This is a genomic window from Flavivirga amylovorans, from assembly GCF_030540875.1.
GTDB classification, from domain to species: domain Bacteria; phylum Bacteroidota; class Bacteroidia; order Flavobacteriales; family Flavobacteriaceae; genus Flavivirga; species Flavivirga amylovorans.
In genome coordinates, this window is the sequence record NZ_JAUOEM010000005.1 from 242,127 (window position 1) to 257,143 (window position 15,017).

The following is a 15,017-nucleotide window of genomic DNA, read 5'->3' on the forward strand; positions in this document are numbered from 1 at the left end:
TTAAATTTACATCTTTATATTACCTTTGTATTGCAAGCATTTATAGATGAAATAAGCTTTAACCATGTTTAATAATAATCTAGATTTTTACGAATTACATAAAACCTATAAAAAGACAAAAGCCTGCTTATGAATATACCAAAAACAAGTTTCCCTCGAATTATTATTATTGGAGGTGGTTTTGCAGGCGTTGCTTTGGCAAAAAAATTATCTAAGCAGGATCTTCAAGTAGTTTTATTGGATAAGAATAATTATCATACATTTCAGCCCTTATTATATCAAGTATCTACAGGAGGGTTAGAACCAGATTCTATAGCGTACCCCATTAGGAAAATATTAAAAAACTTTCCTAATTTTCATTTTAGATTAGCAGATGTTGAAGAAATCGATATTGAAAAGAATAAGGTTATTACTAATATAGGGATGCTTAAATTTGATTATTTAGTAGTAGCTTCTGGTTCAACAACCAATTATTTTGGAAATGCAGCGATAGAAAAGTATAGTATGGCCATGAAGACCATACCGCAATCGCTTAATCTGAGGAGTTTGATTTTGGAGAATTTTGAAGATGCCTTACTAACTTCAGATTTGAATGAGCGGAATGCCCTCATGAATTTTGTGATTGTTGGAGGAGGTCCTACAGGTGTTGAGCTGGCTGGAGCTTTGGCTGAAATTAAAAAAGGAATTTTACCAAAAGATTATCCAGATTTGGATACGCGATTGGCACAGATTCATGTGGTGCAATCGGGTAATTGTATTTTAAAAGGCATGAGTGCGAATGCTTCACAGAAAGCAGAAGATTTTTTAGAGAAATTGGGCGTTAATGTATGGAAAAATGTTAGGGTGACTAATTATGATGGACGTACAGTAACTACGAATAGTGATTTAACGTTTGAAACGGCTACTTTAGTTTGGGCGGCAGGCGTTAAAGGAGCAAATATAAAAGGATTAGATGCCGAAAAATTCATAACCAAAGGACATAGGCTTTTAGTAAATGAGTTTAGCCAAATAAAAGGGTTTGATCATATTTTTGCTATTGGGGATGTAGCTTGTATGGTAGATGGAGAACACCCCAATGGGTTTCCAATGATGGCGCAGCCCGCTATTCAACAAGGTGATCAACTAGGGGATAATATACTTCGATTGATAGAAGAAAAGCCCATGAAACCTTTTGTTTACAAGGATAAAGGCAGTATGGCTACTATCGGGAGAAATAAAGCGGTGGTTGATTTAAAACGATTTAAGTTTCAGGGCGTTTTTGCTTGGTATGTTTGGATGTTTGTGCATCTTTTTTTTCTAATAGGTTTTAGAAACAGGATGGTTGTTTTTATAAATTGGGTGTATAATTATGTGCGTTTTGATAGGGAAGCTCGTTTAATTATTAGACCTTTTAAGAAGAAGTTGAAATAATAATGCTGTTTGGGCGAGTTACAGTGGAAATTGGTTTTAATCTCTCAAAGTCACTAAGCCGCAAAGTTTCCAAGTAAAAATGTTTCAATTTAATTGAAGATGAGTCTTTGTTCTTGGTTCTAAAAACGAAGCGATCTTAAGTCTTAAATATCCAACTATAAATCATCTGTAAAATGACGTCTCTCTTTTTCTTTGCTAAATTTTTCTGCATTATATTTAGAAGAGTTGCCTTTGGGTATCGATAAGGATTGCCAATGTTTACCTTTTAATAGTTTTCCAAGAAAAACAATTTGTCCTATATGATAAGAGTAATGGGCTAATTGCCTATGAATAGCTTCTGTAACCGTATGACCTTGGTTCCTAATATAAATAATACGTTCTAAATCGTTTTCAGATAATGGTGTAATAGCATCAAATAAACAATTCCAAGCCTTATTCCATTCTGTTATAAGATCGTCTTTTGACGTATAAGTATCTTCAAATTCTAAATCACGATGTCTCCATTCTTTTTCCCCGTCTTCGGTTAAAAAATTTGTCCATCTACTTAACATATTACCCACTATATGTTTTACAATAATGGTTATTGAATTAGAATCTTCTGCGAATTCTTTTTGAAGTTCTTCGAAGCTAAGTTGTTTAAAGGTTTTGTCTCCTAAGCTTTTATAATATTCAAATTGTTTTATAATGCTAGATAGATAAGATGTTTGCATACTTTAAAAATAGGCTAACAATACCTAAAGTCCAAATTTGAAAATTACTTTTTAGGGATGAATTTTAAAGCGACTCCATTAATACAGTGGCGTTTTCCTGTTGTATCTCTAGGGCCATCATTAAAAACATGCCCTAAATGTCCACCACATGTAGCACAATGTTCTTCATCTCGAGAGTATCCTAATTTATTATCAGATCCAAAAGCAACATTGCCCTTAATTTCTCTGTCAAAACTAGGCCAACCTGTACCAGAATCAAATTTATGTTCACTTTTAAACAATGGTGTATCGCATGCTGCACAAACATAAATACCTTTTTTGTAATTTTTATTTAATGGACTTGTAAATGGGTGCTCAGTTCCAGCTTCTCTTAGTACATGATATGCTATACTGGACAACTGGGTTTTCCATTCAGCATCAGTTTTGGAAACTTTATAAGTCTTTTGTTCCGTTTTTTGAGCATTACTATTACAATTAAATAGTGTCATTGTAAAACAGAATAGGATTAGTTTTTTCATATGGATTGAGTTTTTTTAGTCTGTCGTATTTATTAAAGAGACATGACACTAGTATTTAACTATTTTTAGTTTTTTATGTGACGAATAAAGATTTACTGTGTCTAATAATTATACAAATTTTGTACTTTTATGAAAAATTATAAACCTTATATGATGAAATTAAAAAAAGCACTTTTAGTATTTTGTATGATTGTGTTCATATTATCATGTGCTACAAATCCATTTACAGGTAAAAAGACGATGGCTTTGGTGCCTAACTCTCAATTGTTTCCAACAGCTTTTGCTCAATATAATCAGTTTTTAACAGAAAACAAAGTTGTTACGGGGACTAAAGATGCAAAGATGATAACTAGAGTAGGACAGCGTATTGCTGTGGCAGCAGAACGTTGGTTAAATGCTAATGGACATCATGGGTATTTGAATGATTATAAATGGGAATATAATTTAGTAAATGATGAAACAGTTAATGCTTGGTGTATGCCAGGAGGAAAAATAGTCTTTTATACTGGTATTTTACCAATTGCAAATGGAGAAACTGGTGTGGCAGCTATTATGGGACATGAGGTAGCACATGCCTTAGCGAATCATGGACAGCAACGTATGAGTGCTGCTTATGTGCAACAAGGTTTAGCAGTAGCTGGGAATGTTGCTATTAAAGATGAAAAATCCAGGAATGCATTTAATCAATATTATGGTATTGGATCTCAAGTAGGAGTGATGCTACCTTTTAGTAGAAGCCATGAGACTGAAGCAGATAAAATAGGTTTATATTTAATGGCGATTGCAGGTTACAACCCAGATGAAGCATCCGAATTATGGAAACGTATGAAAGCGAATAGTGGTGGTAAAGCACCCCCAGAAATTTTGAGTACACACCCATCAAACGATTCTCGTATTGCAAACCTAAAAGCATTGGCTTCAACTGCTAAAGCGGAGGCTAAAAAGTTTGGTGTTACTTCGTTTAGATGATAAATTCGATTTTGTAAATATCTAGTAATCATTTTAGTCGATTTTTACTACTTTTAATTGCCAATTTCTTAACGTAGAAATAAAAATATTTAATTATTTTAGTGGGCTGCTCATAAAAAGAGCAGCTTTTTTATTAAAACAGGACATGAATAATGTCTTGTTTTATAATCCCGATGTAGATTGGGATCTCATGATTTATGTGATAAAAGTTTATTTATAGTTAAATATTTATATGGAACAACTTAAAAAAGGGAGTAAGAAACTCTTAAATGCATGGGCATTTTACGACTGGGCAAATTCAGTTTATGCATTAACAATAACGTCATCTATATTTCCTATATTTTATTCGGCATTGTTTCTTTCAGAAATAAAAGCCGTTTCAGCTTTTGGGTTTGAGTTTAAAAGTACGGCGCTTATTACATTTGTTACTGCCTTTACATTTTTGGTAGTTGCAGTTATCTCTCCAATATTATCGGGTATTGCCGATTATGTGGGAAATAAGAAAAATTTCATGAAGTTTTTCTGTTATCTAGGAGGATTAGGTTGTATAGGATTGTATTGGTTTAGTTTAGAGCATATTCATCTAAGCTTATTATTTTACTTTATGGGCCTAATAGGTTATTGGGGGAGTTTAGTTTTTTATAATTCTTATTTACCAGATATTGCATTTGAGAAACAACAAGATAGTATTAGTGCTAAAGGGTTTTCATTAGGCTATGCTGGAAGTGTGATTTTATTGTTACTAAATTTAGCAATGGTAATGAAACCTGAATTGTTTTCTATTGAAGGGACTCAAGATGAAACAGCGGCTCAAGTTGCTATGCGTTATTCATTTATTCAAGTAGGTTTATGGTGGATTTTATTCAGTCAGTATTCATTTTATCATTTACCAAAAGGAACTTCGTCTGGTCACAAAGTAACTAGAGCGATTGTTTTTAATGGTGTGAAAGAATTAAGGCAAGTGTGGACGCAGTTAAAGCAGGACTTAAGATTGAAACGTTATTTATATGCCTTTTTTGTTTTCAGTATGGCTGTACAAACCATCATGTTGGTTGCTGCTTATTTTGGAGAAGAAGAAATTACATGGGGGAGTGCCTCAGATAAGACCACAGGGTTAATAGGTAGTATTTTAATTATTCAATTAGTGGCAATACTTGGAGCTTTTTTAACTTCAAGAGCTTCTTCAAAATATGGAAATATTAAGACTTTGATTTTTATTAATTTTATTTGGATGGCACTGTGTTTTTATGCCTATTTTATGGAAACACCTATACAATTTTATATTGCAGCGTCTATGGTTGGTTTAGTAATGGGAGGCATTCAATCTTTAGCGCGTTCTACGTATTCTAAATTTTTACCAGAAACAGAAGACACTACATCCTTTTTTAGTTTTTATGATGTTGCGGAAAAAATAGGCATTGTAATTGGTATGGGGATATTTGCAACTATAGATCAGATAACAGGAAGTATGAGAAATGCTATTCTGTTTTTATTTGTTTTCTTTTTAGCAGGAATCATATTGCTTTTTAGAGTACCTAAATTATCAAAAATAGATTAAACTAAGGTCAGTTCGGTATATTAAGAGCTAATAATCAAATACTTAAAAGGTTTTAAAGCAGGGGGCATGTCATTCCTGACGCTATCGAAAACAAAATATATTTTGTTTGAAGATATCAAGCGGAGCTTTCGAGGAAGAATCTCATTACAATGTGATGTCTCGTCACTCATGCTTCGTTCCGTCGACATGACAAACAGCTGTATTTCATTGGATTATATGAGATATCTTCAACAAAGCTTACGTCGAATTCGTTAAACTAAAAAGAGGTACCTAAAAAGGTAAATAAAAATTAAATGTCTGTTCGAGCCTTTCGACTGCGCTCAACCAGACAAAAATAGACTTTTTAGACAGCCTCTTTGTTGATTGATGAAATTTATAATTATTAATTATTAGAAATATTTCCAGAACCTACTACTTTGCTATCGACTATTGGATCTCCCTTGTATGAGATATCTCCAGAACCTGATACTCTTGCTTTTAAAGCTTTGTTACTAATAACCTTGGCATCCCCAGAACCTGCAATAGAAACATCTGTATTATTTGTTTGTAAATTAAATCCATGAAAATCACCAGAACCAGCTATTTTAGCCTCTAAGTTATTAGTATTTCCTTCTAGTTTGAGATCCCCAGAACCCGCTATAGAAGCTTTAACAGATGTTGTTTTAATATTGAGGCTAACATCTCCAGAACCAGCTAATGATACATCTAAATTAGTTGTAGTTATGATGTCTTTGCTCCATAAATCTCCTGAACCTGCCAAAGCGACCTCATTAATATCTTTAACAGGAATAGTGATTTTTATAGTTTTATTTAAACCAGATTTCAGGTTAATTCCTTTTTTTGTTTTTATTACTAAATTATTGTTTTTCACTTCAGTAATAATATATTCCAGTAAATTTTCCTCTCCTTCAATTTTGATGTTTCCTTCAGATCCATTTACAATAATAAAATCCATATTTCCAGCACATTTTATACCATCATATTCAGAAGTAGTGCGTGTTATGGTTTTCATATTGCCATTACCTCTTATAGATTTCCATTGCGCATAAGATGTGGAAGCTAAAAGTAACGTAGCTATAATTAATACTGTTTGTTTTTTGATTCGTGTTTTCATGTGGTTAAAGATTTATTATTGATGAATTAATTTTTGTAAAGTGATACACTTCCGTATTCAGAATTTATATTAATTGTATTGCCAGAGGTTTTGCTTCCATAATAGCCTTCAAAGTATTTATCTGAAGATTTTATAATTTTCTTTGTATATTCTAATCCATCAGCATTTAAGGAACCGTATTCTAAATCAATATTAAAATTGAAGTTATAAGCTGGAGTGTACCCTATTTTTATACCAACATAGTCAGACTGTATGTGTATGTTTCCAGCATTTTCGGTCATCTTTTTTATCTTTATAGAGCCATAATCGGCTTTAAGAGTTATATTTTTATATACATCACCAATAATGGTTGTTAGATAGTCACCATTTCCAGTAATACTGTTTACTTTATCTATGGTAATATTCCCATAATCGCAATTGTAATTAACATCTTCTGCTATTTCAATTTTAGAGTTTGTGTAGTCTGCATTAATATTTAATTTATTTGTTTTGGATACAATAAAACCACTATAATCTGCGTTTATCTTCCCACTTTTTATATATTCAAAATAACAGTTTTTGGTATAGTCAAAATTGATACTATTGTTATCGGCCATTAATTCTTTGGTCGTGATTTTACCATAGTCACAATTTATTTTTGCTTGACCTTCAAGTTTGTCTACATTAATACTACCGTAGTCGTTATTTAGGTCTATATTATTTGTAATTGGAATTTTAACAATGTAGTTGATTTTCATACTAACTTTATTATTCTTCTTCCAATTCCACCAAGAGTTTGATCTATTTTCTCCGAACCTTGTTTTTGCAGAAATACTACTAGATGAAGCTTCAAAATTAACAGTTATATCGTCTAGTCTTTCTTGAACTTTTTCTTCATCATTACCAGTTGTAGTAATGGTAATTTCAAAAACGACTCTATCTTCGTTCCATGTAATAATGTCTATATTTCCATAGCTATTACTTACGCTTAACATGGCATTCGATGTTACAGCGTATTCTTTGTTAATTGTTTTCTTTTTTGTGTATTTGCCTTTAGCTTCTGTTGATAAGGCAGTTGCTAAAAATGGTAATATTAGAAATAATATTAATGTTTTAAATTGTAGTGCTCGTTTCATGTGATTGATTTTAATTGTTTTTTAATTGACACATGTAATATCTTAATTAATGATTTTCGTATCATTAAATATGGATATCAGACATTTCATGTGATTGATTTTTTAATTGTTTGATGTTTTCAATTTGCTCTAAAGCATTTTGTAATATGTCTATTCTATTTTGAAAGTTGGAAATCATGGCATAGATAACTCTACGGTCGTCACCACTTTCTGTTAAATCTATTTTTAAAGATTCATAATCTTCTTCCAATATTTTTATGCGTTGCATAGTGTCTTGAATAAGGGCTTGAACTGCTGGGGAATTTTCATTTTTGATTTTGCTTAATTCTTCAGCTATAGTAGATGTGAAAAAATCTTCTGTTTCAGCCATTTTAGGTGATACATTAGCTAATTCTCTATAACTTGTATCCTGTTGAGACCCTATAAAAATGGTAATTAAAAGCATGATAGAAGCGGCTACACCAATTAAAGGTTTCCATAAACGACGCCTTTGTTTATCAACTTTAACTAGTGGTAGCTCGCCTTGTTTGTTTAGTTTGTTTAAAAAACGTTCTGTATGATTTGATTCTGGATTTTCTATATCGAAATCATTTTCATGTTTTTTAAACAGTTGATCTATCGTATCTTTATTCATAAACCATTTGTAATTTTGTTCTTAAGCTTTCCTTAGCTCTAGAAATAGTTGTTCTACAATTAGCATTCGTAATATTTAGAATATCACTTATTTCTTCATAATCATACCCTTCAATTAAATTTAGGGTTAAAGCAATTCTATAATTGTCTTTCAATGACTTCATCGTGTTTAAAATTTGCTTCACTTTTATATTTGAAAATTCATAATTACTATCAATGCCAATATTGTCTTCTTCAACTTTATATAAAACATCATCTAAAGGAACTTCTTTATTTCTATTGTTCTTTTTATAATGATAAATACTATTATTTATAACAATTCGTTTTAACCAAGCTCCAAATATTTTTGATTCCTTAAGGCTTTTTAGTTTTGTAAAAGCCATTAAAAATGAGTCTTGCATAATATCTTCTGCTTCAAAACTGTCTTTTACAATTCTAAAAGAAGCATTGTACATGGCTTTATAATATCTGTTATATATTTCCAATTGTGCAGATTGGTTTCCAGATTTACAAAGCTCAACAAGCTGCTCGATATTTAATTTAGTTGGCGTCAAAAAAACAATTTGTTATAGTATAGAGGTGTGTTACTTTCTTTTGTTACAGTTTTGCAAAAAAAAATCCTAAATTCAGTTAAGAATATAGGATTTTAATATGGAACTTATTTTAGACTTTTTCAATTTGCTAAAAAATGGCTGTTTTCAGCTCTGTTTTTGTCTTTTTTTCCTTCCGTAGTTCTGCTACCTGTCTGTCCGGCAGCTACAGTGTACCCACATCTTTTGAAAAAGTTATATATTTATAGATCATTAAATGATTTACTTTTCTTTGCCCGTCCAAAGAAAAGTAACAAAAGAAAAGACGCCCCTTCGATAGGAATTTCTTCTTTTACTGCGTTCAAGAAGAACCAAGCTCAAAATTTTGCGTCGCTCCATAGCTCTATCCAATGCTATGCTCCTGTTTTTCAAAATTTTATTCTTTATTCTTACGAAGGGTCTGGACTTACCCTATGGTCTGTTCTCATCGATTATCTTTGTGTATTAATATTTTATCAATATTTGTGGGTACACCGTAGTCGTTCGGTAGGCGGGTGCAACTCAATCCCGCATTTGCGGGACAACATAGGCAAAAACTTCTAATTTTCGCTTAAATCCAAAAAGTCTAAATGAGTTCATGATTTAAAAGGAATAATTTTTAAAATTCCATTGGTATATAAATAAGTTTAAACGACTTCTATTTCTTGCTTCCTTAGTTGTTTAGCTGCTTTTACCAAGTTTTTTAAAGCTGTTTTTGTTTCTGGCCAGTCTCGGGTTTTTAAACCACAATCAGGGTTTACCCAGATATGTTCTTTTGGTAAAACGCTTTTTGCTTTTATTAGTAAATGTTCAATTTCTTCTACTGCTGGTACTCTGGGAGAATGAATATCATAAACTCCAGGACCAATTTCATTAGGATATTTATAATCAACAAAAGCATCTAATAATTCCATTTCAGACCGTGATGTTTCAATGGTTATAACATCTGCATCCATGGCGGCAATACTATTAATAATATCATTGAATTCAGAATAACACATATGTGTGTGAATTTGTGTTTCATCTTTCACTCCACTTGCAGAAATCCGAAATGCTTTTACGGCCCAATCTAAATAATTTGCCCATGCTTCTTGTCTTAGGGGCAGTCCTTCTCGAATAGCAGGTTCATCAATTTGAATTATTTTTATGCCGTTATTTTCTAAATCAACCACTTCGTCCCTAATAGCTAATGCAATTTGATTGCATGTTGTTTTTCTGGGTTGATCATTTCTAACAAAAGACCATTGTAAGATTGTTACGGGACCAGTAAGCATCCCTTTAACTGGCAAATCTGTTTGGGATTGGGCATAGGAAGACCATTTTACGGTCATGGCGTTTTCGCGTGACACATCACCGAATAGGATAGGGGGTTTTACACATCTACTACCATAACTCTGTACCCAACCAAAACTACTAAAAGCAAATCCGTTTAATTTTTCTCCAAAATATTCAACCATGTCATTTCGTTCAAATTCTCCATGAACTAAAACGTCAATGCCCGTTTCCTCTTGAAAACGAATAGAATCTTTTGTTTCTTTTGCAATTAATGAATCGTATTCTAATTGTGATAAAATTCCTTTTTTGAATTTAGATCTCCAACTTCTAACTTCTTTAGTTTGTGGAAAAGACCCAATGGTGGTGGTCGGGAATAATGGTAAGTTTAATGCCGATTTTTGTTTCGCTTGTCTACTTTTAAATGTGCTTTTTCTTTGGCTATCTTTATCACTTAAAGCAAGTACTCTGTTTTTTACTGCTTCATTATGAATTAATGTAGATGTTTTTCTGTTTACTTGCGCAATTTTATTGTCTTTAAATTCTTTTTCAAACTCATTGTAGTTTGAAGATGCCAAGCCTTTTAGTGTTCTAATCTCTTGTAATTTTTGTTTCGCAAATGCTAGCCATTGTTTTATTTCTGAGCTTAAGTTATTTTCATTTGCCTCTAAATCTAAATCATAAGGGCTATGTAGTAAAGAACAAGATGAGGATATCCAGATGTTTTCTTCTCCGATTTTTGAAATGACTAATTCAATAATTTGAAGAGATTCATCAAAATTGTTTTTCCAAATATTTCTACCATCTACTAAGCCTAAAGATAGTTTTGTGTTTGGATTATAGTTTTTAGATTCTAAAATATCATTTAATTGCAATTGGCATCTTACTAAATCTAAGTGTAAAGTATCGATAGGTAATTGTAATACTGTGTTCAAATTATCACCATAACAATCAAAGTAGTTTGCTAAAAAGACTTTTAGGCTAGGGAATTTGGTATTTATTTTTTCATAGGTAGATTTAATGGCTTGTCGTTCTTGTTCGTTTAAATCTAAAGCTAGGCAAGGCTCGTCAAATTGAATATATTCTACTTCTAATGAGATTAGTTGAGAAATAATTTCAAAATAAACAGGGAGTAATTTTTCTAATAAACTTAATCTATGAAAGCCTTCTTCTTTTTCTTTTCCTAGTAATAGAAATGTTACAGGACCAATTAGTACAGGTTTGGTTTTTATACCAAATTTTAATGCTTCTTTGTATTCGTCAACTATTTTAGTTGAGAAAAACTCGAAAGTTTGCTCTTTTTCAAATTCAGGAACTATATAATGGTAGTTTGTGTCAAACCATTTGGTCATTTCCATTGCAGTACAGTCTATATCTTTATTCTGTATGCCTCTTGCCATAGCAAAGTATAAGTCTAAAGGATTTTCGTTCTTAAGTTTGTCATAACGTTTTGGAATACAACCTACACTTAGGCAAGTATCTAAAACCTGATCGTAAAAAGAGAAATCATTTGAAGGAATACTATCGATTCCTATATTTTTTTGAAGTAGCCAGTTTTCTTTTCTAATACGGTTACCGGTTTCTAAAAGTTCTTCTTGGTTTATTTTTCCAGACCAATATCCTTCGTTAGCTTTTTTTAGTTCTCTCTGACTTCCGATTCTCGGGTATCCTAAAATTGTTGTTTTCATGAAATGTACATTGTTTTATATCTGTACAAAATTAGTTTTATAGTTTTTTTATATAGCTAAATGATGTTTATTTGGATGTAATAACTATTTTTGATTATAATAATGGTTTTTTAATCTTTTAATAGTGGCTAAAGATAGGTTCAACAGAAAATAATTCTACAATGCAATTAGATAAAATAGATTTACGCATTTTAAACATACTTCAAAACAATTCTAATTTAACGACTAAGGAGTTAGCTGCTAAAGTGAATTTGTCTACAACACCAGTTTTTGAAAGAGTAAAGAGATTAGAAAAGGAAGGATATATTAAAAAATATAAGGCCATTTTAGATGCTGAAAAACTGGATAGAGGGCTTATGGTGTTCTGCAATGTTACGCTTAAAGAACATACTCGTAAAATTGGAAATCAATTTGTAAAAGATATCCTCTCTTTGGATGAAGTTACCGAATGTTACAATATTTCTGGTGATTATGATTTTTTATTGAAGGTTTTGGTTAAGGATATGAAACACTATCAGAATTTTGTTTTAAACCATTTGGGTGAGCTAAAAAATATAGGAAGTGCCCATAGTACTTTTGTAATGGGAGAAATTAAAAATACTTATTTAGTTCCTATTTGATTGTTGCTTGATGAAAACAACATTGTTGTTAAGGGGGGGGCGTTCCTTTAAAGACAGGGGACTTTTTAATTTAAACTATAAATTCTTTACAGTGAATTCCTGCGAAGGCAGGAATGACAAGTCATTTAATTTAAAAACAAAAAACTCGGAAATTGATTTCCGAGTTTTTATTAAATACAAAAAATATTTTTTTAAGATTCTGCGGGTTTTTCAGCTTTATCTATTGATATTTTCAACTCTTGCGTTGTTTTATCTAAATCAATTTTAATTTTATCACCTTCCTCAAGATGAGAGGCAACAATTTCTTCGGCTAAAGCATCTTCAACATATTTTTGAATGGCTCTTTTTAGTGGTCTTGCTCCATATTGTTTGTCAAAACCTTTTTCTGCAATGTAATCTTTAGCGCTGCTACTAATTTTTAAAATATACCCTAAGCCTTGAATTCTTGCTAAAAGCTTTTCTAATTCAATATCAATAATTTTATTGATATCTTCTTTTTCTAAAGCATTAAAGACCACAACATCATCAATTCTATTTAAGAATTCAGGAGCAAACGATTTTTTTAAAGCGTTTTCAATAACACCTCTTGCATTGGCATCTTCCTGAGCTTTTTGTGATGCTGTTCCAAAACCAATACCAGTACCAAAATCTTTAAGTTTTCTAGCGCCTATATTTGAGGTCATTATTATAATGGTATTTCTGAAATCGATTTTTCTACCCAAACTATCAGTTAAATAGCCATCATCAAGTACTTGTAGCAACATGTTAAAGACATCTGGATGTGCTTTTTCAATTTCATCTAATAGGATAACTGCGTAGGGTTTACGTCTAACTTTTTCAGTTAATTGTCCCCCTTCTTCATAACCAACATATCCTGGAGGTGCTCCAATTAATCTAGAAATAGCAAATTTTTCCATATACTCACTCATATCAATTCTAACGAGTGATTCTTCGCTATCAAATAATTCTCTAGATAATACTTTTGCTAGCTGTGTTTTACCAACTCCAGTTTGACCTAAAAAGATAAATGAACCAATTGGTTTATTTGGATCTTTAAGTCCAGCACGGTTGCGCTGAATGGCCTTTACTACTTTGGCAACAGCATTGTCTTGCCCGATTACTTTTCCTTTTATAAGATTAGGCAACTCGGCAAGTTTATTAATTTCAGTTTGTGCAATTCTGTTTACAGGGACACCTGTCATCATCGAAACCACATCGGCTACATTATCTTCGGTTACGATTTCTCTGTGTTGTTTTGTGTCTTCTTCCCATTTTTCTTGAGCAATGGCCAATTCTTTTTCAATGCGTTTTTCGTCATCTCTAAGTTTAGCAGCTTCTTCATATTTTTGTTTCCTAACAACGGCATTTTTAGTTTCTTTAATGCCTTCTAGTTGTTTTTCGAGTTCTATTATTTGTTTAGGAACATCAATATTGGTTATGTGTACACGCGATCCAGCTTCATCTAAAGCGTCAATAGCTTTGTCTGGTAGAAAGCGTTCTGTCATGTATCTATTTGTCAACTTTACACAAGCTTTAATAGCTTCTGGTGTATAATCAACATTGTGATGTTCTTCGTATTTTCCTTTTATATTATTTAGGATTTCAATGGTTTCTTCAACCGTAGTAGGCTCAACAATGACCTTTTGAAAACGACGTTCTAAAGCGCCATCTTTTTCAATATATTGTCTGTATTCATCTAAAGTTGTGGCACCTATGCATTGAATTTCTCCACGAGCTAAAGCAGGTTTAAACATATTTGAAGCGTCTAAACTTCCAGTAGCTCCACCAGCGCCAACTATGGTATGGATTTCGTCAATGAAAAGAATAACATCGTCATTCTTTTCAAGTTCGTTCATAACCGCCTTCATGCGTTCTTCAAACTGTCCACGATATTTTGTTCCAGCAACTAAACTTGCTAAATCTAAGGTAACAACGCGTTTATTAAATAGAATACGAGACACTTTTCGTTTTACAATTCTAAGTGCTAAACCTTCAGCAATGGCAGATTTACCAACACCAGGTTCGCCAATTAAAAGTGGGTTGTTTTTTTTACGTCTACTTAAAATCTGTGAGACACGTTGTATTTCTTTTTCACGACCAACAACAGGGTCAAGCTTTCCTTCTTCAGCAAGGGCGGTTAAATCACGTCCAAAATTATCTAAAACAGGTGTTTTAGACTTCTTATTTGTTTTACCTGCAGGTGTATTAAAAATGTTGTCCTTCGAAGCATCGCCTTCAGCACTCATGTCGTCATCTTGAAAAGATTCAGATTTTGGTTCTATATAATCATTGTCGTTTGTTATCATAAGTTTAAATTGTTCTTTAACATTATCGTAGTCAACTTTAAGTTTGTTTAAGAGCTTAGTTGTAGGATCATTTTCATTTCTTAAAATACAAAGCAGCAAATGAGCTGTATTTATTGAGGTACTTTGAAATAGTTTAGCTTCTAAAAATGTGGTTTTTAAAGCGCGTTCTGCTTGTCTTGTTAGATGTAAGTTCTTTTTTTGATTAGAAGTTACAGCAATATTAGGGTTTGCAGGACTAAGTATTTCGACTTTACGTCTTAAATGATTTAAATCGATATCTAAAGCGTTTAATATGTTAATAGCTTTGCCATTACCATCACGTAGAAGCCCTAACATTAAGTGTTCAGTACCAATAAAATCATGGCCTAATCTTAGTGCTTCTTCTTTGCTATATGCAATTACATCTTTTACTCTTGGGGAAAAATTATCATCCATAATCGGGTCCTTTCTGCATTAAAAATACTAAAACATTTAACTAACGGCAAAAACTATACCTTAATTTGTTAGCTAAGTTGCTAATTGACGAAAAAAACTT

The 15,017-nt window shown here is 32.0% G+C and carries 12 protein-coding genes; 4 read left to right on the forward strand and 8 right to left on the reverse strand.

Annotation, left to right across the window (positions count from 1 at the left end; genetic code table 11):
* Nucleotides 1-129 precede the first annotated feature (129 nt).
* On the forward strand, nt 130-1,410 hold the full coding sequence (locus tag Q4Q39_RS15295) for an NAD(P)/FAD-dependent oxidoreductase (RefSeq protein ID WP_303283427.1): 1,281 nt from the start codon (nt 130-132) through the stop codon (nt 1,408-1,410).
* Nucleotides 1,411-1,565: 155 nt separating this feature from the next.
* Here the strand turns inward: Q4Q39_RS15295 and Q4Q39_RS15300 are convergent, their stop codons facing one another.
* Both Q4Q39_RS15300 and msrB read right to left on the reverse strand, forming a co-directional pair.
* Nucleotides 1,566-2,120 carry a DUF1572 family protein gene (locus Q4Q39_RS15300; RefSeq protein ID WP_303283428.1) on the reverse strand — a complete coding sequence of 185 codons (555 nt, stop codon included), beginning with the start codon at nt 2,118-2,120 and terminating at the stop codon, nt 1,566-1,568.
* Nucleotides 2,121-2,164: 44 nt separating this feature from the next.
* On the reverse strand, nt 2,165-2,638 hold the full coding sequence (gene msrB / locus Q4Q39_RS15305) for a peptide-methionine (R)-S-oxide reductase MsrB (RefSeq protein ID WP_303283429.1): 474 nt from the start codon (nt 2,636-2,638) through the stop codon (nt 2,165-2,167).
* 153 nt (nt 2,639-2,791) lie between these two features.
* Here msrB and Q4Q39_RS15310 point away from each other — a divergent pair, with 153 nt between their 5' ends.
* Nucleotides 2,792-3,607, forward strand: coding sequence for a M48 family metallopeptidase (locus Q4Q39_RS15310; protein ID WP_303283577.1), 816 nt, complete (start codon nt 2,792-2,794; stop codon nt 3,605-3,607).
* A gap of 232 nt (nt 3,608-3,839) precedes the next feature.
* Entirely contained in the window at nt 3,840-5,165 is a 1,326-nt protein-coding gene (locus Q4Q39_RS15315; protein ID WP_303283430.1) for an MFS transporter, read from the forward strand.
* Between the two features lie 382 nt (nt 5,166-5,547).
* Here the strand turns inward: Q4Q39_RS15315 and Q4Q39_RS15320 are convergent, their stop codons facing one another.
* The 5 genes from Q4Q39_RS15320 to metE form a co-directional block, all read right to left on the reverse strand.
* A complete protein-coding gene (locus Q4Q39_RS15320; RefSeq protein WP_303283431.1) occupies nt 5,548-6,279 on the reverse strand; it encodes a head GIN domain-containing protein in 732 nt (243 codons plus the stop codon).
* A 26-nt stretch (nt 6,280-6,305) separates the two neighbouring features.
* Nucleotides 6,306-7,394 carry a hypothetical protein gene (locus Q4Q39_RS15325; RefSeq protein WP_303283432.1) on the reverse strand — a complete coding sequence of 363 codons (1,089 nt, stop codon included), beginning with the start codon at nt 7,392-7,394 and terminating at the stop codon, nt 6,306-6,308.
* A gap of 64 nt (nt 7,395-7,458) precedes the next feature.
* Nucleotides 7,459-8,028: a hypothetical protein gene (locus tag Q4Q39_RS15330; protein ID WP_303283433.1), complete on the reverse strand. Its 570-nt coding sequence runs from the start codon at nt 8,026-8,028 to the stop codon at nt 7,459-7,461.
* Nucleotides 8,021-8,581: an RNA polymerase sigma factor gene (locus Q4Q39_RS15335; RefSeq protein WP_303283434.1), complete on the reverse strand. Its 561-nt coding sequence runs from the start codon at nt 8,579-8,581 to the stop codon at nt 8,021-8,023. Before Q4Q39_RS15335 ends, Q4Q39_RS15330 begins: the two co-directional genes overlap by 8 nt.
* A 662-nt stretch (nt 8,582-9,243) precedes the next feature.
* Nucleotides 9,244-11,556: a 5-methyltetrahydropteroyltriglutamate--homocysteine S-methyltransferase gene (metE, locus tag Q4Q39_RS15340; RefSeq protein WP_303283435.1), complete on the reverse strand. Its 2,313-nt coding sequence runs from the start codon at nt 11,554-11,556 to the stop codon at nt 9,244-9,246.
* A 161-nt stretch (nt 11,557-11,717) separates the two neighbouring features.
* On the opposite strand from metE, the gene Q4Q39_RS15345 reads away from it, so the two are divergent.
* A complete protein-coding gene (locus Q4Q39_RS15345; RefSeq protein ID WP_303283436.1) occupies nt 11,718-12,176 on the forward strand; it encodes an Lrp/AsnC family transcriptional regulator in 459 nt (152 codons plus the stop codon).
* A 191-nt stretch (nt 12,177-12,367) separates the two neighbouring features.
* Here the strand turns inward: Q4Q39_RS15345 and Q4Q39_RS15350 are convergent, their stop codons facing one another.
* Entirely contained in the window at nt 12,368-14,917 is a 2,550-nt protein-coding gene (locus Q4Q39_RS15350) for an ATP-dependent Clp protease ATP-binding subunit (protein WP_303283437.1), read from the reverse strand.
* Nucleotides 14,918-15,017: the final 100 nt, after the last annotated feature.

What these genes read in the sequence shown, in the direction of transcription:
- Q4Q39_RS15310 (WP_303283577.1), top strand. Translation starts at nt 2,792, where the DNA reads ATGAAATTAAAAAAAGCACTTTTAGTATTTTGTATGATTGTGTTCATA.
- Q4Q39_RS15315 (WP_303283430.1), top strand. Translation starts at nt 3,840, where the DNA reads ATGGAACAACTTAAAAAAGGGAGTAAGAAACTCTTAAATGCATGGGCA.
- Q4Q39_RS15295 (WP_303283427.1), top strand. Translation starts at nt 130, where the DNA reads ATGAATATACCAAAAACAAGTTTCCCTCGAATTATTATTATTGGAGGT.
- Q4Q39_RS15325 (WP_303283432.1), bottom strand. Translation starts at nt 7,394, where the DNA reads ATGAAACGAGCACTACAATTTAAAACATTAATATTATTTCTAATATTA.
- metE (WP_303283435.1), bottom strand. Translation starts at nt 11,556, where the DNA reads ATGAAAACAACAATTTTAGGATACCCGAGAATCGGAAGTCAGAGAGAA.
- Q4Q39_RS15345 (WP_303283436.1), top strand. Translation starts at nt 11,718, where the DNA reads ATGCAATTAGATAAAATAGATTTACGCATTTTAAACATACTTCAAAAC.
- Q4Q39_RS15300 (WP_303283428.1), bottom strand. Translation starts at nt 2,120, where the DNA reads ATGCAAACATCTTATCTATCTAGCATTATAAAACAATTTGAATATTAT.
- Q4Q39_RS15320 (WP_303283431.1), bottom strand. Translation starts at nt 6,279, where the DNA reads ATGAAAACACGAATCAAAAAACAAACAGTATTAATTATAGCTACGTTA.
- Q4Q39_RS15350 (WP_303283437.1), bottom strand. Translation starts at nt 14,917, where the DNA reads ATGGATGATAATTTTTCCCCAAGAGTAAAAGATGTAATTGCATATAGC.
- Q4Q39_RS15330 (WP_303283433.1), bottom strand. Translation starts at nt 8,028, where the DNA reads ATGAATAAAGATACGATAGATCAACTGTTTAAAAAACATGAAAATGAT.
- msrB (WP_303283429.1), bottom strand. Translation starts at nt 2,638, where the DNA reads ATGAAAAAACTAATCCTATTCTGTTTTACAATGACACTATTTAATTGT.